Source organism: Embleya sp. NPDC005971, assembly GCF_040629175.1.
In the GTDB taxonomy this organism is placed as follows: Bacteria; Actinomycetota; Actinomycetes; order Streptomycetales; family Streptomycetaceae; genus Embleya.
Genome location: NZ_JBEXUX010000002.1, coordinates 251,507 through 269,879, shown reverse-complemented (window position 1 = coordinate 269,879; position 18,373 = coordinate 251,507). Strand labels below are relative to the sequence as shown.

16 protein-coding genes and 4 pseudogenes are annotated in these 18,373 nt (G+C 72.1%); 13 read left to right on the top strand and 7 right to left on the bottom strand.

All coding sequences use genetic code 11. The annotated features are described in order from the left end of the window. The first annotated feature begins 8 nt into the window (after nt 1-8). The 6 genes and pseudogenes from ABZ374_RS04135 to ABZ374_RS04110 all read left to right on the top strand — a co-directional run. Complete coding sequence (locus ABZ374_RS04135; protein WP_360305889.1) at nt 9-1,199, top strand: CoA transferase; 1,191 nt, start codon at nt 9-11, stop codon at nt 1,197-1,199. A 53-nt stretch (nt 1,200-1,252) separates the two neighbouring features. Then, nucleotides 1,253-2,644 (top strand): MFS transporter, encoded by a 1,392-nt coding sequence (locus ABZ374_RS04130; protein WP_360305887.1) that lies wholly within the window; start codon nt 1,253-1,255, stop codon nt 2,642-2,644. Then, complete coding sequence (locus ABZ374_RS04125; RefSeq protein WP_360305885.1) at nt 2,641-4,056, top strand: amidase; 1,416 nt, start codon at nt 2,641-2,643, stop codon at nt 4,054-4,056. The genes ABZ374_RS04130 and ABZ374_RS04125 overlap by 4 nt, the downstream gene beginning before the upstream one ends. Nucleotides 4,057-4,239: 183 nt before the next feature. Beyond that, nucleotides 4,240-4,777: pseudogene (locus ABZ374_RS04120) on the top strand (zinc-binding dehydrogenase); the annotation flags it as partial. Between the two features lie 327 nt (nt 4,778-5,104). Then, on the top strand, nt 5,105-6,079 hold the full coding sequence (locus ABZ374_RS04115) for an alpha/beta hydrolase (RefSeq protein ID WP_360305883.1): 975 nt from the start codon (nt 5,105-5,107) through the stop codon (nt 6,077-6,079). A 119-nt stretch (nt 6,080-6,198) separates the two neighbouring features. After that, nucleotides 6,199-6,770: pseudogene (locus ABZ374_RS04110) on the top strand (Tn3 family transposase); the annotation flags it as partial. Nucleotides 6,771-6,816: 46 nt separating this feature from the next. Here the strand turns inward: ABZ374_RS04110 and ABZ374_RS04105 are convergent. Further along, nucleotides 6,817-7,668 (bottom strand): aldo/keto reductase, encoded by an 852-nt coding sequence (locus ABZ374_RS04105; protein WP_360305881.1) that lies wholly within the window; start codon nt 7,666-7,668, stop codon nt 6,817-6,819. 210 nt (nt 7,669-7,878) lie between these two features. Here ABZ374_RS04105 and ABZ374_RS04100 point away from each other — a divergent pair. Continuing rightward, nucleotides 7,879-8,034: pseudogene (locus ABZ374_RS04100) on the top strand (transcriptional regulator); the annotation flags it as partial. 133 nt (nt 8,035-8,167) lie between these two features. Here ABZ374_RS04100 and ABZ374_RS04095 read toward each other — a convergent pair. Then, nucleotides 8,168-8,866: a type 1 glutamine amidotransferase domain-containing protein gene (locus tag ABZ374_RS04095; RefSeq protein ID WP_360305879.1), complete on the bottom strand. Its 699-nt coding sequence runs from the start codon at nt 8,864-8,866 to the stop codon at nt 8,168-8,170. A gap of 107 nt (nt 8,867-8,973) precedes the next feature. Then, nucleotides 8,974-9,603, bottom strand: coding sequence for a hypothetical protein (locus ABZ374_RS04090; protein WP_360305877.1), 630 nt, complete (start codon nt 9,601-9,603; stop codon nt 8,974-8,976). A gap of 29 nt (nt 9,604-9,632) precedes the next feature. Between ABZ374_RS04090 and ABZ374_RS04085 the strand changes: the two are divergent. Continuing rightward, nucleotides 9,633-9,740: pseudogene (locus ABZ374_RS04085) on the top strand (TetR family transcriptional regulator); the annotation flags it as partial. A gap of 164 nt (nt 9,741-9,904) precedes the next feature. Next, the gene (locus ABZ374_RS04080) at nt 9,905-10,366 is read left to right on the top strand and encodes a hypothetical protein (protein WP_360305875.1); all 462 of its coding nucleotides are present in this window, start codon (nt 9,905-9,907) and stop codon (nt 10,364-10,366) included. A 785-nt stretch (nt 10,367-11,151) separates the two neighbouring features. On the opposite strand, the gene ABZ374_RS04075 is transcribed toward ABZ374_RS04080, so the two are convergent. Then, nucleotides 11,152-11,322: a hypothetical protein gene (locus tag ABZ374_RS04075; protein ID WP_360305873.1), complete on the bottom strand. Its 171-nt coding sequence runs from the start codon at nt 11,320-11,322 to the stop codon at nt 11,152-11,154. A 149-nt stretch (nt 11,323-11,471) separates the two neighbouring features. Between ABZ374_RS04075 and ABZ374_RS04070 the strand changes: the two genes are divergently transcribed. From ABZ374_RS04070 to ABZ374_RS04055, 4 genes are all read left to right on the top strand, one after another. Next, nucleotides 11,472-12,743, top strand: coding sequence for a beta-ketoacyl-[acyl-carrier-protein] synthase family protein (locus ABZ374_RS04070; protein ID WP_360305871.1), 1,272 nt, complete (start codon nt 11,472-11,474; stop codon nt 12,741-12,743). Further along, a complete protein-coding gene (locus tag ABZ374_RS04065; RefSeq protein WP_360305869.1) occupies nt 12,740-13,960 on the top strand; it encodes a ketosynthase chain-length factor in 1,221 nt (406 codons plus the stop codon). The genes ABZ374_RS04070 and ABZ374_RS04065 overlap by 4 nt, the downstream gene beginning before the upstream one ends. Nucleotides 13,961-14,054: 94 nt before the next feature. After that, nucleotides 14,055-14,321, top strand: a complete 267-nt coding sequence (locus ABZ374_RS04060) for an acyl carrier protein (RefSeq protein WP_360305867.1) — start codon at nt 14,055-14,057, stop codon at nt 14,319-14,321. A gap of 32 nt (nt 14,322-14,353) precedes the next feature. Beyond that, nucleotides 14,354-15,328: an aromatase/cyclase gene (locus ABZ374_RS04055; protein ID WP_360305865.1), complete on the top strand. Its 975-nt coding sequence runs from the start codon at nt 14,354-14,356 to the stop codon at nt 15,326-15,328. A 98-nt stretch (nt 15,329-15,426) separates the two neighbouring features. Here ABZ374_RS04055 and ABZ374_RS04050 read toward each other — a convergent pair whose 3' ends face one another. The 3 genes from ABZ374_RS04050 to ABZ374_RS04040 all read right to left on the bottom strand — a co-directional run bounded on the left by ABZ374_RS04050 (nt 15,427) and on the right by ABZ374_RS04040 (nt 18,056). Then, nucleotides 15,427-16,584: an acyl-CoA dehydrogenase family protein gene (locus tag ABZ374_RS04050; RefSeq protein WP_360305863.1), complete on the bottom strand. Its 1,158-nt coding sequence runs from the start codon at nt 16,582-16,584 to the stop codon at nt 15,427-15,429. Between the two features lie 2 nt (nt 16,585-16,586). Further along, a complete protein-coding gene (locus tag ABZ374_RS04045; RefSeq protein WP_360305861.1) occupies nt 16,587-17,009 on the bottom strand; it encodes a DoxX family protein in 423 nt (140 codons plus the stop codon). A gap of 63 nt (nt 17,010-17,072) precedes the next feature. Continuing rightward, nucleotides 17,073-18,056 (bottom strand): DUF6081 family protein, encoded by a 984-nt coding sequence (locus ABZ374_RS04040; RefSeq protein ID WP_360305859.1) that lies wholly within the window; start codon nt 18,054-18,056, stop codon nt 17,073-17,075. Nucleotides 18,057-18,373 lie beyond the last annotated feature (317 nt).

Sequence of the window (18,373 nt, the reverse complement as noted above, 5' to 3'; positions counted from 1 at the left end):
GGGCACCCATGTCGACACTCCCACTGGCGGGCATACGCGTCCTCGACCTGTCCACCGTGCTGGCCGCGCCGGTCACCGCCACGTTCCTCGGCGACTTCGGCGCCGAGGTGATCAAGGTCGAGGACCCTGGTCGCGGCGACTTCACCCGCGGCACGACGCCGGGCGTCCGGTCCCCGTACTGGGCCCAGGAAGCACGCAACAAGAAGTCCGTCACCCTCGACCTGCGGACCCTGGACGGGCAGCGGCTGGTGCGGCGACTCGTGCCGCACTTCGACGTCGTCATCACCAACTACCGCCCCCCGACCCTCGAGGCCTGGGGTCTGGACCCGGACACCCTTCGCGCACTCGCGCCGGATACCGTGCTCGTCTACGTCACCGGGTACGGCCTGACCGGGCCGTACCGCGACCGCGGCTCCTTCGACCGGATCGCGAGCGCATTCGCCGGCCTGACCTACGTCACCGGCGACGAGGACCGTCCGCCGGTGCGCAGCGGCTACTCGACGATCGACTACATGGCCGCCTATCTGGGCGCCTTCTCCGTGGTGACCGCGCTCTACCATCGCGACACCGCAGGCGGCGGCGGCCAAGTAGTCGACCTGGCCTTGTACGAGGCGGGGTTCCGGGCCTCCGAGGATGCGCTCGCCTCCTACGCGGCCACGGGGAAGGTCCGTGAGCGCCTGGGCAACCGGAACCCGCAGATCGTGCCCGCCAGCGACTTCACCGCCTGCGACGGGCGCCGCGTGTCGATCCACGCCGGGACGGACGCCCTCTTCGGTCGGCTGGCCGCCGTGATGGGCAGCCCGGAACTCGCCGCAGACCCCGCGTACGCGACGCGGTCGGCGCGCGCGGCGCACGCCGACGCCCTGTACGCGGTCATCACCGACTGGGTGGCCGGATACGCGGCGGACGACCTCACCAAGCTGCTGAGCGACGCCGGTATCCCGGCTGCGCCGCTGATGAGCATCGCGGATATCGCCACCGACCCCCACTACCGGGAGCGGGGCACACTCGTCACCGTCGACGATCCCGAGTTCGGGCAGCTGCCGATGGTCGCACCGTTGCCGAGAATGTCGAAGACCCCGGGCAGCATCCGCTCCACCGGCCCGGCGCTCGGCGAGCACAACGCCGAGGTGTACCAGGATGTGCTCGGCCTCCGCCCGGACGAGCTCGCCGAGTTGCGTGCGAACGGCGTGATCTGACCCCTCCTGCTTTGCCCATCTGCCGTTTCTGCATTCCGGGAGGTCACGCGCCCATGGCTGTCACCTTGAACGCTGCCGCGCTGGGGCCGCGTCTCGACCGGCTCCCCCTGAGCCGGTTCCATCGCCGCCTGGTCATCGCCCTGGCCGGGATGATCCTGTTCGAGTGGGTGGAGACCTACGCCTTCGCGTTCGTCGCGCCCGTACTGCGCGAGCAATGGGGCATGTCGCTGTCCACCGTCGCGGTTGTGGCCGGCATCGGCCAACTCGGCGCTTTCGGGGGAGGCGTGCTCGGTGGCTACCTCGCAGACCGTCTCGGCCGCCGCCGCACCATGCTGGCCTTCGTCACCCTCTACTGCGCGGCCACCGTCGGCTGCGTACTCGTCCAGAACCCATGGCAATTGATCGCCGCGCGGACGGCGGCGCACTTCGGTGCCCAGGGCATGGCGGTAGTGGCCATCGTCGTGCTCACCGAATTCGTGCCCGCCGCGGCGCGGGGGCGGTTGCAGACCTACAAGGTGGCGGTCGGCTCGCTCGGTATCCCGATCGCGGCCTGGTCCGGCTACTTCCTGGCGCCCCACTGGACCTGGGGCTGGCGCCTCGTCTTCGGTCTCGGCCTGTTCGGCGCGGTCTTCGCCTGGCTGATCCACCGCTGGGTCCCGGAGAGCCCCCGCTGGCTCGCCTCCCGAGGCCGGACCGACGAGGCCGAGGACATCGTCCGGTCCATCGAGGCGCAGTGCGGTGTCCACTCCCCGGCACAAGACCGCCCGTCGGTCGCACCGGCCCCAGTCGGTACGGGGGAGCCGCCGCGGTTGGCCGACCTGTGGGCCGCGGCGAACCGCCGCAACTTCCTGATCATCAGCACGATGTGGGTGACCGGACTTCTCGCCTACTCCGCCTTCAACACCTGGACGCCCACGCTCCTCGCCGAGAACGGGCTCGACCTCGACGACACGCTGCTCCTGTCCGCGGCCCTGGGCACGGCCGCGCCCCTGGGAGCGCTCGTCGCCGTACCGTTGATCGACCGCTGGGACCGGCGCCACATGCAGCTCGCCCTCGGCACACTGACCGCCACGCTGCTGCTGTTGTTCTCGCTCGTCCGTGCCCCTGCGGCCATCCTGGCGCTCGGCTGCCTGATCAGTCTGACGTTCCAGATGGCCGTGCCGTTCCTCCAGGTCTACTCGGCCGAGACCTTCCCCACTCGGATCCGCGCGCTCGGCTCCGGCACCGCCAACGCCCTGTCCCGCATCTTCAACTTCGCCGCCCCCATGCTCATCGCCGGCCTCTACGCCGGAGCCGGCTACACCGCCGTCTTCGTTCTCCTCGCCGTCCTCAGTGCCGTGGGCGGCCTGGTCGCCGCCCGCTTCGGCCCGCGTACCACCGGCGTCAGCCTCGAAGCCACCGCGGCGGATCAAACCCGACACCCCAAGGAAGCCGTCACACCATGACCGACCTGTCCTTCGCCTCGGCAACCGAACTCACCGCTCTGATCCGCCGACGGGAGCTGTCACCGACCGAGCTCATGCGGTACACCCTCGACCGGATCGACACCGTGGACTCCGCCGTCAACTCCGTCGTAGCCCTCGCCCCCGAGCGGGCCCTCGCCGAGGCCACCGCGCTCGAACAACGCCTCGCCCGCGGCGAGGAAGCAGGGCCGCTGGCCGGCCTGCCGATCCTCGTGAAGGACCTCGAAGACGCGGAAGGCCTGCCTACCAGCCGCGGCACCAGCGCCTACGCCGGTCGCCCGCCCGCAACCCGCGACAGCATCCACGTCGCCCGGCTGCGCGCCGCCGGCGCCCTGGTGGTCGGCAAGACGAACACCCCGCCGCTCGGTGCCGCGGTGCACACCGCCAACAACGCCTTCGGCGTCACCCGCAACCCCTGGAACCCCGAACGCACACCCGGCGGCTCCAGCGGCGGCGCGGCGGCAGCCGTCGCCGCCGGACTCGTCTCCTTGGCCACCGCAGGTGACGGCGGCGGGTCCACCCGGATCCCCGCCGCGTTGTGCGGGGTCGTCGGCCTCAAACCGTCCCGTGGACGCATCCCCCGTGGTCCCGCCCGCATGCCGGCGTGGACCCAGCACATGTGCCTCTCCGGCATGGCTCGGACCGTCCGGGACACCGCACTGCATCTCGACGTCGCCGCCGGCCACCACCCCGCCGACCCCAACTCGCTGCCCGCGCCCGCCCTGTCCTATCGCGCGGCCCTCGACGAACCGCTCCCCGCCCTACGCGTCGGCGTCCTGCGCACCCTCGGCATCGCCGCGCCTCGCCCCGAAATCCTGCACGCCCTCGACCGTGCCGCCCACCTGCTCCGCGAGCAAGGCCACGAAGTCCGGGACGACGAAGCGCCCCTGCCCGGCGCGGACGATTTCCCCGCCCCGTTCCAGCTGCGGCAGAACGTCCTGGCCTACGCGCGGCTCCTCACCGTGCTCGACGACTTCACGATCCGCCGCCACGCATTCGAGCCGTGGTTCGCCGACGCCCTCGACGCCGGCCGCTCCCTCACCACGGCCGACATGGCCTCCTACTGGGCTCACCGCACACAGCTCGACCGCTGGGCGGCTGCCCTGTTCGATCGGTACGACCTGCTTCTCATGCCGACCACCCCCACCACCGCGTGGCCGGCCGAGGGGCCGAACCTGGCTGTGGCCCTCCGCGAGCGGGCCCTGCCCATCTCGTACACCGCCGTCTTCAACGACACAGGTCATCCGGCCGTCAGTATCCCCGCCGGCATCGCACCGGACGGCCTTCCACTCGCCGTCCAACTCATCGCCCCCCACCACCGAGACGACCTCGCCCTCTCCGCAGCCCACACCCTCGAAGCCTCGCTGGGCACCCAACGCCCGCCTCTCCTCTGAGCAGACGTTCCCCACGGGGCCGTCCGGTGCTCCAGACGAGAGCTTGACCACCCAGCCGCCGATCCCGGTGTGTACAAGCCTCGGCACCGGCTGAACCGCGGTCGGCTCCGAGGGTCGCCGGTCGGGAACCCGGAAGATGAATCCCGTCCTCGAATGGCTCCCTGGCATGTGGCAAGGTTGCGGACGCTCCTCGTGCACGGCGGGGGCGGAGGCATCGGCACCTTCGCGATCCAGATCGCCAAGGGCGCTCGGGGCCCGTGTGGTGACCACGGTCGGCGGCCCCGAGAAGGCGGCGCGGGCGCGGGAGTTGGGCGCCGATGCAACGATCGACCACCGCACGGAGGACTTCGGCGAGCACGGTCCCTACGACGTGATCCTCGATGTGATCGGCGGCGGCTACCTCGAACGCAACGTGCGTTCGCCGGCCGCGGACGGGCGCTTGGTCGTCATCGGTCTTCAGGACGGTCTGGAGGGTCGACTGAACCTTGCGGAGCTGGTGTTCAAGCGGGTGTCGGTGTTCGGCACCACGTTGCGCACCCGGTCCGCGGCGCAGAAGGCGGCCATCGTCGCGGACGTGCAGCGCCACGTCTGGCCGATGATCGAGAGCGGGGCCGTGCGGCTGGTCGTCGACCGGACGCTGCCGATGTCCGAGGCCGCCGAGGCGCATCGGGTGATGGAGTCCGGTGGGCACACCGGCAGGATCGTGCCGGCGAACGCCTGACGTACGCCGTGCCGACGGGGGTGCGTCGGGACCGGCGCCGAGACGGAGGCGCGGACCGCGCCCCCGTCCGGTGCCGGCCCGGCGGCCCGATCCCGTGGCGGCGTGGCCGCCCCGGTGGCCCGCGGCGCGGGCCCGGGCGGCCGAATGGGTGCACGCCGCAACGGGGAACGGGACGGTCGGCGGCGTGGTGCCTTCGCGTCGGGTTGCGGCGCGCGGGCCGCGCGCCAGGATTGGTCGAGAGTGCCTCGTCCCGCGAGCCGCCGACCGCAGCCGTGCGGGCGGGCCGCACCTTCCAAGGGCACGCAGGTGCCCGTGATTGGAGCCGAGATGACCCCGCTTCCCCCGCCGATCACGCCTTACCTCGAACCCGCCGCGCGGGAGTTGTGCGAGGCGACCGACCCGCATCCACGGATCTACGAGGTGCCCCCGGAGAAGGGGCGCGAGATCCTGCTGGGCCTGCAGAGCGACCCGAGCGTGCCGCGCCCGGACGTCGACGAGGAGTGGGTCGAGGTGGACACCGGCGAGTGGGGCACCGTCCGCACCCGCATCATCCGGGCCAAGGGGACCACCGGCCCGCTGCCGGTGGTGTTCTACATCCACGGTGCAGGCTGGGTCTTCGGCGACGACAAGACCCACGACCGCATCTTCCGCGAACTCACCGTCGGTGCGGGCGCCGCGGGCGTCTTCCCCGTCTACGACCGGGCGCCCGAGGCGCAGTACCCCACCCAGGTCGAACAGAACTACGCCGTGGGCCGGTGGGTCATGGAACACGGCGCGGAACACGGCCTGGACACCTCGCGGGTGGCGGTGACCGGCGAGTCGGTCGGCGGCTGCATGTCGACGGTGTTCGCGCTGATGAACAAGGAACGCGGCGGCATCGACCTCAAGGCGCAGGTCCTGCTCTATCCGGTGACCGACGCCGACTTCGACACCCCGTCGTACCTGCAGTTCGCCGAGGGCTACTTCCTCACCCGCGACGGCATGAAGTGGTTCTGGGACGCCTACACCACCGACCCCGCCCAACGCGCCGAGCACCACGCCTCCCCGCTGCGGGCGAGCCTCGACCAGCTCAAGGGCCTCCCGACCACCCTGGTGATCACCGACGAGGCCGACGTGCTGCGCGACGAGGGCGAGCAGTACGCGAACAGGCTGCGCGAGGCCGGCGTGGACGTCACCTCCGTGCGCGTGGCCGGCATGGTCCACGACTTCCTGCTCCTGGACAGCCTGCGCGACACCCGCGCCGCGAACATCGCCCGCAAACTCGCCACCGACGCCCTGCGCACCGCGCTGCACGGCGGCTGACGGGCCTCGGGGCTCCTCGCGCAGCCGGGCCGGGCCCGCCGGCGCCCACGTGGCGCGGGCGGGCCCGGCCCTTTCGTGTTCTCGGCCGGCGACGGAGGGTTCCGGGCCCGGCGCATTTGTACCTGCGGATGGAGACCTACCGGGCCGCGAACGCGGCGTTGATCGGCCCCCGGGCGTCGATCCCGCTCGCCCGCGCGCGCGGGGCGGCGGCCTGGTCGCCTCCGTGGACGGCATGCGCTTCGTCGTACCGGTGCCCAGCGTGTACGCCAGGCCGAATCCGAAGTACTTCGGGCGCCGCGGCCGAGCGACGTGGCTGAACCTGATCAACGACCAGGCCGCCGGGCCGGGTGGGAAGGTGGTGGCCCGCACCCCGCGCGACTCCCTGTACGTCCTGGACGTCCCCTACGACCGCGCCGGCCCGCTCTACCAGCACTACCAGGAAGGCATGGAAGACCGGATCGGCGCGCTCGGCCCGGTCCTCAATGCCCTGGTGCTTTTCACCCGCTACATGGGGGCCGCCCTCGACCGGCTGCGCGCCGACGGCTTCGACGTGCGCGAGCAAGACGTCGCCCGGCTATCACCGTTCGTCCGGAACCACGTCGACATGCTCGGCCGGTACTCGTTCCTGCTGCCCTGGATGCCCGACGGCCTGCGCCCGCTGCGCGACCCGGTGCAGGCCGATCGGGGCTGAACGCACGGCACCACACCTGGCCACCGGGCGGGGCCTGCGGGGTGGGTCAGTTGTCGATGCGACGCTTGCTGAGCCAGGCCACCATCTCGGGGTCGTGGTGGTCGAAGAACAGGGTCGTGCCGGTGTCGAGGGCCGCGATGGCGGCCATCTGGTCGTCTGTGAGCCGGAAGTCGAAGACGTCGATGTTCTGCGCCATCCGGTCGGGGCTGACGGACTTGGGGATGGTGACGATGTCGCGCTGGATCAACCAGCGCAGCACGATCTGCGCCACCGACTTGCCGTGCGCCTCACCCACCTTGCCGAGGACCGGGTGGGTGAACAGGTCGTTCTTGCCTTCGGCGAAGCCGCCCCACGCCTGGTGCTGCACCCGGTGCTCGCGCATCAGCGCGTGATCCAGGTCGCGCTGGAAGAAGGGGTGCGTCTCGATCTGGTTGACCTGCGGGGCGGTGTCGTTGTTGAAAATCAGGTCCAGCAGGCGGTCGGGGTGGAAGTTGGCGACGCCGATCGCCCTGGTCAGACCCTCGGCCTGGGCGGTCTCCATGGCGCGCCACTGCCCGTAGACGTCGCCGTAGGGCTGGTGCATCAGGTACAGGTCGACGTGGTCGAGGCCGAGCTTGGCCAGGGAGGCTTCCAGGGCGCGGCGGGTGTTGTCCTGGGCGGGGGCATCCTGGACCCACAGCTTGGTGGTGACGAACAGGTCCTCGCGCCGGACGCCGCTGTTCTTGATGGCATCGCCGACGGCTTCCTCGTTGCCGTAGGCGGCAGCGGTGTCCAGCAGCCGGTAGCCGGCCGCCAGAGCCTGGGTGACGGCGCGTTCCGTCCGGTCGGCGGGGATCTGGTAGACGCCGAAGCCGAGGATCGGCATCTCGACGCCGTTGTTCAGGGTGACGGTCTGCACGGTGTTCTTCCTTAGCGGTTCGGGTACGGGTGGCGCCTCGGCCGCCGGTGCCGGGGACAGTGGCGGGCATCGGGGGGCATCCCGAGAGGGGACGGCCGGCCATGCCCCCCAGACAACCAGTGCCCCGCACCCGGCGGGGCACTCAGGCAGACCCTGACAAGGACCCCCACACCGCGCCCCCGTAAGCGGCCCAGCCGTAGTGTCGAAGGCATGGACCGCCGCACCGAGATCCGCGAGTTCCTCACCACCCGCCGGGCTCGCGTCACCCCCGAGCAGGCTGGCCTCACCCCCTCCCCGTTCTCCGGCACCCGCCGTGTCCCCGGCCTGCGCCGCGAGGAAGTCGCCCAGCTCTCCGGCGTCAGCGTTCCCGGTTCGGGTTGGTGAGCGAGTCGAGGAACACGTCGGCCGCCGCAGCGACGCCGACCGGGCGCATACACGGGCGGGCGGAGACAGCGGTCCCCGCGACGGCCGAACGCTCGGTCCAGGCCGGTCGGTCGGGTCAGCCCACGTCGGCGACGAGCCGCTTGGCGAGTGGTTCGGACGAGGCCGGGTTCTGGCCGGTGTAGAGGTTGCGGTCGACGACGACGAACGGGCGCAGCGGTACGCGGGACTTGGTGTAGTGGGCGCCGCTGTCGCGCAGGCGGTCCTCCAGCAACCATCGGGCCTTGCGGCCGAAGCTGTTGAACCTCTCCTCGACGTTGGACAGGCCGGTCATCCGGTATCCGGTGAACGGCCACGATCCGTCGGCGTCGTGTGCCGCGAAGGCGGCGGCGGGTGCGTGGCACAGGAGCGCGAGGGGTTTGCCGGAGGCCAGTACGCGGGTGAGCAGTGCGCCGGAGACCGGGTCGACCGCGAGGTCTTCCATCGGTCCGTGGCCGCCGGGGTAGAACACCACGTCGAACGCGTCCGGGTCGACGTCGTCCAGCGACCGGGGCGCGGCCGTCTGGGTCTTGATGCTGTCCAGGTAGCGGGCGACCTCGCGCAGTCTGGACGGTCGGCCGGCGGTCCAGGACATGCTGAGCCGGTCGAGTGTGGGCGGCTTCCCGCCGGGGGTGGCGATCGTGGTCTCCCAACCGGCCTCGGTGAAGATCTTGTGCGGCATCGCCAGTTCCTCGCCCCAGAAGCCGGAGGGGTGCACGACGCCGTTCCGAAGGGTCCAGCGATCCGCCGCGGACACCACGATGAGGACCTTGGTCATGTCGTTCTCCCTCACGTTCGGGGTCGGACGGTGCCGCCGTCCGCGTGCACCCGGCACGGATACCCCTGATCGTCATCCGCCCATGTGCGGCCGTGGGCGATCGGCCGCTACTCGTCGTGGTCCAGGCGGCGTGAGGTTTCGGCGGTGGGCAGCCGGGCGCGGTAGTGGCGCAGTGCCCGCCGCTGCAGGCGTTGCTCGCAGAGCAGGGCGCGCGCCGGGTGGGTTCCGGGCCGAGGGGCGCCGCCGCGGGCGATGCGGCGCATCCGGTGGCGGACCTGCGCCATGCTCGCGGCCGAGGCGAGGGCCTTGTCGGTCCAGGTCACCGGGCGCAGCTGCCGGTCGGCCTCGCGGCCGTTGCGCCGGCGTTCGGGCAGGTCCGGGGTGACGGCCAGGGCGGTGCCCATCCCGATCAGGGCGACCCCGCTGTCGAGGACCGGGTCGGCGGTGTCGCGTCGGGTGATGCCGCCGGTCAGCATCAGCGGGAGGGGACTGGTCGTGACCAGGTCCCTGGCCAGGTCCAGGAAGTAGGCCTCGCGGGACCGGGTGCGAGTGTCCGCGGGGCGGCCGGTCATCGCCGGGCTCTCGTAGCTGCCGCCGGACAGTTCGACCGGGTCCACGTCGAGCGGTTCGAGCATCGCGATCACCCGGCGGGCGTCGTCGACGCCGAAACCGCCGCGCTGGAAGTCGGCGGAGTTGAGCTTCACCGCGACCGCGACCGCGAACGACGGCGACACCACCGCGCGGACGGCGGCGACGACGTCCAGCAGCGGTGGCCGCCGAGGGCTACCACGAACTCGCCGAACACCTCGCCGCCGCGCACCCGTCACCGGCCACCCCCGACGAACTCGCCGACGTCGCCGTCGCCTACGTGCGTTGCGGGGCGGCCCACGAACGAACACCACCCGTTCGAGGCGAGGGCCGGCCCGCCGACGCGTCGACCCGCGCCGCCGGCCACCGATCCGCCCCCTCGCCGTGACCAGCCGCCCTCCACGCCAGTTGAGTACACGACACACCCGTACTCGAGAGGCAGGGTTACCGATGTCGCCGTGGCACTACTTCGTCACGCTTCTCAATGAGACGCTCGGCACCGAGAACGTCCGAGGAGGGCTGGGAGCGCACGACAAGACGGCGGTGGCCGCCTTCGAGCAGACCGTCACGCTCAAGGACGGCACCACGAAGAAGCGCCGCCAGAAGCTGCACTTCGAGTACGACGGCAAGGACACGAGCCGGATCGCCGTCACGTCCTTCATCGGCCCCGTCGACGACGCGGACCTTTCCGGGTTCCTCGCGTTCCTCGGCGAGGACTGGACCAGGCCCGCGGCCGTCGTCGTCGACGGGGAACTCGCCCTGCGCCACCACCTCCGTCTGCCCGAGACCGACGGCGACAAGGCCACGCGGGCCGCCGACGAGAAGGTCCTCGCCCAAGCCTTCATCGCGTCCCTGGCCCTCGGCAGCTTCGCCGACACCATGGAGGACTACTACTTCGAGGACGACGAGTAGCCGTCCCGACGCGGAACGCCTCGGCGCCTCGCAGGTCCGGCCACGAGGGCATCGCCCGCCCACCGCCGGCACGGACCCGGGCAAGGCGCCCCACCCACGACGACCGCGACCGGGAATACCGCGTGCAATGCGCCGGCGATGACGGCTACGACCGCGGGGTAGACGGTCGAGACCGCGGCGAAACCCGCGAACGGGACCCGACCCCACGGGCCGGACGCCGTTCGCGTCACCCGGGAACGGGCCGGCTCCCGGGCCCGACGCCGGTCCGGCGTCCCCCCCCGTCGCCGGGGTGTCACCGCTGCGGTCGGCCGTCCGACGCGGCCGATCGTCCCGGGCACCTGGGACCCCCTCGTGACGTAGTCGTCCCGGACGCGGGGTACGGCGCTGAAGAAGCCCGCCTCCGCGCGTTCCACGGCCCGAGACGACGACCGGGGCGACGGCTCGAAACGCGACGACGAGTAGGGCTACGGCCGCGAGTCGACGGTCGAGACCTCGGCTCGGGCCGAGGCGGCGGTGCCCGCGCCGGGCGGGGCGCCGAACACACAGGTCGGCGTGCCCGCCTTCACCGACGACAACCCCGACACAACCCCCCCGAAGGGGGAGACCCGGCCGCGGATGGCTCAGCGGGCATCCACAACCACCCCGTCGGACCATGCCTCGCCGCCTACCGCCGCCCGTTGCGGTCCCGCGGGAACTCCGCACGCCGGGCTCGGCGATGGGCACTCCTGGTCCCGATCGACCCCGACGGGAACCCCACCGGACGCGACGACCCCGCCCTGCGCCGGTCACACGTCGCGGGTCTTCAACCGCACGCCGCCGGCGATCAACGCGATTCCCGCGTAGACCGCGATCAGCAACAGCGATCCCCAAGGGCCGGGCCCACCGGTGTCGCCGCCGCCGTCGATCAGCTTGAGATCACCACCGCCCCTGCGCGGTACCCGCGCCCGCGCCCCCATCCGAATCCGGCGCGGCCGGGGCGAGCCCGACCCGAGCGTGGCTCCAGAGCTGGTCGAGCCGGCACGTCGACTCTGTTGACGGTCCCGGGGACCGGCTCGGCCGGGAACACCGGTCACGCCCGGGCTTGGCACAGGCGAAGGGAATCACCGTGGGAAAACGGCGCGTAGTGATCACCGGCATCGGGGTGCGCGCCCCGGGCGGAAACGGCACCAAGGACTTCTGGGAGCTGTTGACCAACGGCCGAACGGCCACGCGCGGAATCTCGTTCTTCGACGCGTCGCCCTTTCGCTCACGCGTGGCCGGCGAGGTCGACTTCGACGCGCGTGCCGAGGGCTTCGGCCCGCGCGAGATCCGGCGGATGGACCGGGCCACGCAGTTCGCCGTCGCCTGCGCCCGGGACGCGCTCGCCGACAGCGGCCTGCCCCGGGAAACACTGCCGCCGGAGCGTGTCGCGGTCGTGCTGGGCTCCGCGGTCGCCTCGGCGACCAGCCTCGAACGCGAATACCTCGTGATGTCGGACAGCGGGCGGGAGTGGCTGGTCGACCACGACCACCTGTCCCCGTACATGTTCGACTACCTCAGCCCCGGGGCGATGCCCGCCGAAGTCGCCTGGGCGGTCGGGGCGGAGGGGCCGGTCACGATGGTGTCCGACGGCTGCACCTCCGGCCTGGACGCGGTCGGGCACGCGGTCCGACTCATCCGTGAGGGCACCGTCGACGCGGCCGTCGCCGGGGCCACCGACACTCCCATCACGCCGATCGTCGTCGCGTGCTTCGACGCCATCAAGGCGACCACCCCGCGCGACGACGACCCGGCCGGGGCCTCCCGGCCCTTCGACGGATCCCGCAACGGCTTCGTGATCGCCGAGGGCGCCGCCATGTTCGTCCTGGAGGAGTACGAGGCGGCACGGGCCCGCCGGGCACCGATCTACGCGGAGGTCGGCGGCTACGCCTCCCGCTGCAACGCCTACCACATGACCGGACTCAAGACGGATGGCCGCGAGATGGCCGAGGCGATCCGGGTCGCCCTCGACGAGGCCCGGCTGGACCCTACCGCCGTGGACTACGTCAACGCGCACGGCTCCGGCACCAAACAGAACGACCGGCACGAGACAGCCGCCTACAAGCGCAGCCTCGGTGAGCACGCGTACCGGGTCCCGGTCAGCTCGATCAAGTCGATGGTCGGGCACTCGCTCGGCGCGATCGGCTCCATCGAGATCGCCGCCTGCGCGCTGGCGATCAGGCACGGCGTCGTGCCCCCCACGGCGAACCTGCACACGCCCGACCCCGAATGCGACCTCGACTACGTGCCGTTGACCGCCCGGGAGCAGCGGGTGGACACCGTGCTGTCGGTGGGCAGCGGGTTCGGCGGCTTCCAGACCGCGATGGTCCTGCACGAGGCGGAGGTGCGCACCGGATGACCGGGACGGTGATCACCGGCATGTCGGTGGCCGCGCCCATCGGGCTCGGTACGGAGGACTTCTGGCGGTCCGTCGTCGCCGGCCGCGCCGGCATCGGCCCCTTGGACCGCTTCGACGCCTCCGGGTATCCGGCCCGCTTCGCGGGCCAGATCCGGGACTTCGACGCGGCGGAACACCTCTCCGGCCGGTTGCTTCCGCAGACCGACGTGTCCACGCGATATGCGCTGGCCGTGGCCGAGTGGGCCCTGGCGGACGCCGAGGTGGGCCCGGACACCCTGGCCGACTACGACATGGGCGTGGTGGTCTCCAGTGCCCAGGGCGGCTTCGACTTCACCCACCGGGAGTTCCACAAGCTCTGGAGCCAGGGCCCCGAGTACGTCAGCGTCTACGAGTCCTTCGCCTGGTTCTACGCCGTCAACACCGGCCAGATCTCGATCCGACACAAGATGCGCGGCCCCGGCGCCGCCCTGGTGGCCGAACAGGCGGGCGGCCTGGACGCGATCGGGCACGCCCGTCGGACCGTGCGCCTGGGCACCAAGCTGGTGCTCGGCGGCGGCGTCGACTCGGCGTTCGACCCGTGGGGCTGGGCCGCCCAACTGGCGGGCGGTCGGGTCAGCACGGTTGCCGACCCGGCGCGCGCCTATCTGCCCTTCGACCGGGACGCCGCCGGCCATGTGCCCGGCGAGGGCGGCGCGTTGCTGGTGATCGAGGACGCCGACTCGGCGCGCGAGCGCGGTGCGCGGCAGGTGTACGGCAGCGTCGCCGGCTACGCTTCGACCTTCGACCCCAAGCCGGGCTCGGATCGGCCCGCCGGGCTGCGCCGGGCCGCCGAACTCGCGCTGGCCGACGCCGGATTGGCCGCCTCGGACATCGACGTGGTGTTCGCCGACGGCGCCGGGGGCGCGGACCTCGACCGGGTCGAGGCCGAGGCCCTTCGAGGCCTGTTCGGCGCCTACGGCGTACCGGTCACCGCGCCGAAGTCGCTCACCGGCCGGATGGCCGCCGGGGGCGGTCCGGTGGATCTTGTCGCCGCGCTGCTGTCCATGCGGGACGGACTCGTGCCGCACACCGCGCACACCAGGCACGTGCCCGAGGACTACGGCCTGGACCTCGTCCTGGACGAGCCGCGTGTGGCACAGGTGCGCTCGGCGCTGGTCCTCGCGCGCGGCCGGCGCGGTTTCAACTCGGCCGTCGTACTGACCCATCCGGACTTCTGAGATCCCTCACGGGGCCACCCGGACCCCCGGTTCTTCGAGACGCACCCCTCACCGACCACCCACCCATCGGCAACAGCAGGAGGCACGGCACACCATGGCAGCAGTGATGGACATCGACGCACTCCGCGAGATCCTCGTGGCCTGTGCGGGTGAAGACGAAGCGGTCAACCTCGACGGCGACGTGCTCGACCGCTCCTTCGAGGAGTTGGCCTACGACTCGCTCGCGCTGATCGAGTGCGCTGCCAGGATCAAGCAGCTCCACGGCGTGGAGATCCCCGACGACGCGCTGGTCGACCTCAGGACCCCGCGAGCGCTGCTCGACCTCGTCAACGGGGTGCCGGCGGCCGGCCGGCAGTCATGAGCGGACGGGAGGGCACGAGCCCCGTGAATTCGGTGCGCAAGTCACCGCGGACGGCATCCCCGACAACACCTCGAATACATCGCGCGGAACACTCGCTCGTCGTCGCGGCGCCCGCGAGCGTCGTCTACGACCTGATCGCGAACGCCGCGTCGTGGCCGGCCGTCTTCGGCCCGTGCGTCCATGTACGACACCTCGACCACAACCCGCGCGCCGAGCGCTTCGAGATCTGGGCGGATGTGAATGGCCGCGTGGCGCAATGGACTTCGCGGCGCTCCCTGGACCCCGAGCGGCGCTACGTCGCCTTTCGGCAGGAGCACGGCAGTCCGCCGGTCGCCTCGATGAGCGGCGGTTGGCTGCTGCGCGAGTTGCCGGACAGGCATACCGAGGTGGTGCTGCGGCACCGCTTCACCATCGTCGATCACGACCCGACCGCGGCGGCCGAGGTGTCCCGGGCGCTCGACCGCAACAGCGCGGCCGAACTGGGCGCCCTCGCCCGGATCGCCGAAGTCGGTCCGGCGACCGGGGGGCTGGTCCTCACCTTCAGCGACACGATCGCGCTGGCCTGCCCGGCCGAGGAAGCGTACGAATTCGTGAACCGCGCGGACCTGTGGGCCGAGCGTCTGCCGCACGTGGCCAGGATCGAGTTGACCGAGACCGTCCCCGGCATCCAGGAACTGGAGATGGACACCGTCACCGCCGACGGGTCCGCGCACACCACCCGGTCGATCCGGGTGTGTTCGCGGCCCGGGTGGATCGCGTACAAGCAGCGGACGCCCCCGAAGCTGCTGCTCGGCCACAGCGGTCTGTGGACGTTCGACGACGCCGGCACCGGGGCGGTGGCCTCGGCCCGGCACACCGTCGTGATCGACCCCGAGGCGGTGCCCGCGGTGCTCGGTGCCGACGCCACGCTCGCCGACGCGCGGACCTACATCCGCAGGGCGCTCGGGGACAACAGCCGGGCCACGCTGGCCCTGGCGGCCGGCTTGCCCGGGACGGTGCCGCGCTGAGTCCGGACACGAACGCACGAAAGAGGCCCGCCGGGCAAAAACCCGGCGGGCCTCGCGCGTGCCCGGCTGCGGCAAAGCGGCCGGGTACGTCGGGCGGCTCAGCCGCCGGCCAGTACCTGCCGCGCGTAGGACTCCGCGGCGGTGTCGAAACGCAGCACGATGTGACTGGTCGCCGAGTTGACGTCCCGCCAGTGGCGCTCGAAGGGGCTGCCCGAGGTCTGACCGGAGGTCCCCATCGCGCGGAACATGCGGTTGACGGCGGTCAACAGGGTCTCGGACGCCAACGAGCAGTCCCGCGCGCCGCGTGCCGTCAACAGGTCGGTGAAAACACCCTCGTCGGCCACGGCGGCGGCGCGGCGCAGCAACAGCTCCGCCGCGTCCACCTCGCCCGCGGTCCGGGCGAGCACGTCCCGGAAGGCGACGTCGTCCGCGGCCGAACCGCCGGTGCCCGTAGCGGCCTTGGCCGCGTTCCACCGGGTCCACTCGCTGAGCATTCCGCGCGCCGCCCCCAGGACGGGGGTCACGAACGACAAGCCGTTGACCGCCCGCAGCGGCACCCGATGGCAGGTCGCCGGCGAGGTGGAGCCGGCGCCGTCGAGGACCTGTGCGCGCGCGAACGAGAGGTGTTCGGGCACGTACGCCCCGTCCAGCACGAGCGTGTTGCTGCCGGTCCCGCGCATCCCCACCGAGAACCAGGTGTCCAGCACGGTGTATGTGGCGCGGGGAACCGCGAAGTATCGAGCCTGGGGGGATCCGTCGCCGTTGTGCCCGTCCGCCGGAGCCATCGCGCACAGTAGTGCCCACTGGGAGAAGTCCACCGCACTGATGTACGACCACTTCCCGGACAACCGCCACCCGCCGGGCACCTTCTCGGCCCGGCCGACCGGCATCAACGCCCCGACCAGCAAGGTGTCGGGGCCGTCCGCCCACAGTTCACGCTGCCCCTCTTCGGGCAGGTGGACCGCCATCCGGGCCACGGTGGCGCCGAGCGAGGCCACCCAGGCGGTGGCGGCGCACGCTCGGCCGACGATCGCGACGGCGTCGAGGAGTTCGGTGAAGCCGGCGGCGGCGCCGCCGTAGCGGGTGGGGACGAAGTGACGGGCGAAGCCGGCGTCGACGACCTCGCGCACGACGTCGGGACGCAACCGCCGCTCCTGATCGGCGTCGACGGCGTGCCGGGCCGCCGTGCGCGCGACGTCCCGGGCGCGGGCGAGCAAAGGGGTGACACTGTCGAGTTCTCCTGCCGTCCGCATCATGGCTACTCCCCACCGGCCCGCGTCGCGGCCCGGCCGGCCGCACCGGTGGCGAACGCGTCGGCCGCGGCGATCGCCAACCCGCCGAGTAGGCTGAGATTCTTGAAGAACTCGTTGCGCTGGGCGATCCGGCGCACCGGATCCTGCTGGCGCCAGAAGTCGTGCACGGTCACGGTCGTCGGCACCAGGCACACCGCCAACAGGCCGATGCTGAGCGACGGCCGAAACCCGGCACCCAGCGCGACCCCGCCGATGAGCATGCCCGCCGCCGTACCGCGGGTTGCCACCCGCGGCAGCGGAACCCCGTGCCGCTCGGCCAACGCCGGCAGCGGACCGGGGTCGCGCAGCACGCTGTAGCCACCGGTGACGAATCCGGTGGCCAACAGCGGCCTGGCCAGCCTCCGTAGGGTCTTGTGCGCGGTCTCCATGGATGTCCCATCTCCTGCTCATGCCTCGATGACGGATGCTTGCTCGCGGTCGTGGACGCGGCATCAGGGCGAGCCGGGCGCCGGCCCCGTCGTGACGGTCACCCGGCGCACGGTCAGTCGCACGCCCTGGCCCCACAACCGATTGGCGCGCAGCCCGAGTTCGTCGCGAAACCGCTGCGGCTCGGGCGCTCCGCGCGCGGGATCGTAATACCGCTCGGCGGAGAGCCGGACCAAGCCGCGTCCGTCCGGCCCGGCGGCATCCAACAGGGTGAACAGGCCGAGTCCGAAAGCGAGTTGTCTCGGCACGGCCGACTCCTCGGTGCCACCGTGGTCGATCACCAGGTGCGTCCGGGGGAGCGACAGGTGCCCCAACCGTGCGACGGAGAGCACCTGTTCGCCATCCACGCTCCAGCGGACCGTGCCCGCGGCGCGATCGAGGCCGATTTCCAGCCGCCGGACCAGGTCGGGGGTGCGTTCGGCGACCGGCACCAGGTAGGTGAACGCGGCCCACCCGGTCCCTGGCCGGGGCAGCCGCTCGTACACCGCGTGGATGTGCCGATTGCTGACGAAGAAATCGAAGACCAGGCCGGTTTCGCGGTCCAGCGCGAGCAGCGCGCCGGCGCCGAGCCGCGGGTCGGCCTGCGGTTCGGCGACCGCGTCGCCGAAGGGATGGCGCTCCGCGCCGAACACGCGCACGGCCAGTTCCGCCGCGCCCACCAGTTCCCCGCCGCCGGGCGCGTCGAAGCCCGGCAGTCCGGACGAGGCGGTGTGGGCCACCAGGGCGCACCACTTCAGGTGGTCGTCCGCGCCGCCGGGCCCGGTCGCGTAGCCGAACGCCGGCGCACCGCCGGCGGTCGTCTCCGGGGGTTCGACCACCGACCCGGCGTCGCCGGTACGGACTCTCGCGTCGCCCAGCGGCAGTGTCCCGACCGGTCTGATCTGCCAATCGGGACGGGGTCCGGTGGTGCGGAGACCGGCGGATCCGGGCCGGTCGAACAGCGACCGGCGGATGGCCGTGTCCTGCTCCGTGCGCTGGCTGTCGGGCATGACGGCCGGGCTCCCTTCACCGTGACGGCTGCGGGAACCGAGCGTTTCGGCCCGGGCTCGAACGCGACTCGACACCCGCTAGGGCGTGTCTTCAATTCCACGTCGGGCTCTGCGGCGTAAGCGCAGCGAGAAGCCCGAAGGGCGGATGCCGTGCATCGGCGTGCCGGAGAAGCGCCCGCATAGTGGTTCTGTTCCGGTGTTTCTCCGGGGCGGCGAGGTGCGGTGCCGCACGTCGCGGAGCCCGACGGGGGATCGAAGACACGCCCTGGTGTCCTGCGCCTGCCGTGACCGGCGTGTCTTGCCCGCTTGAGCCCGCT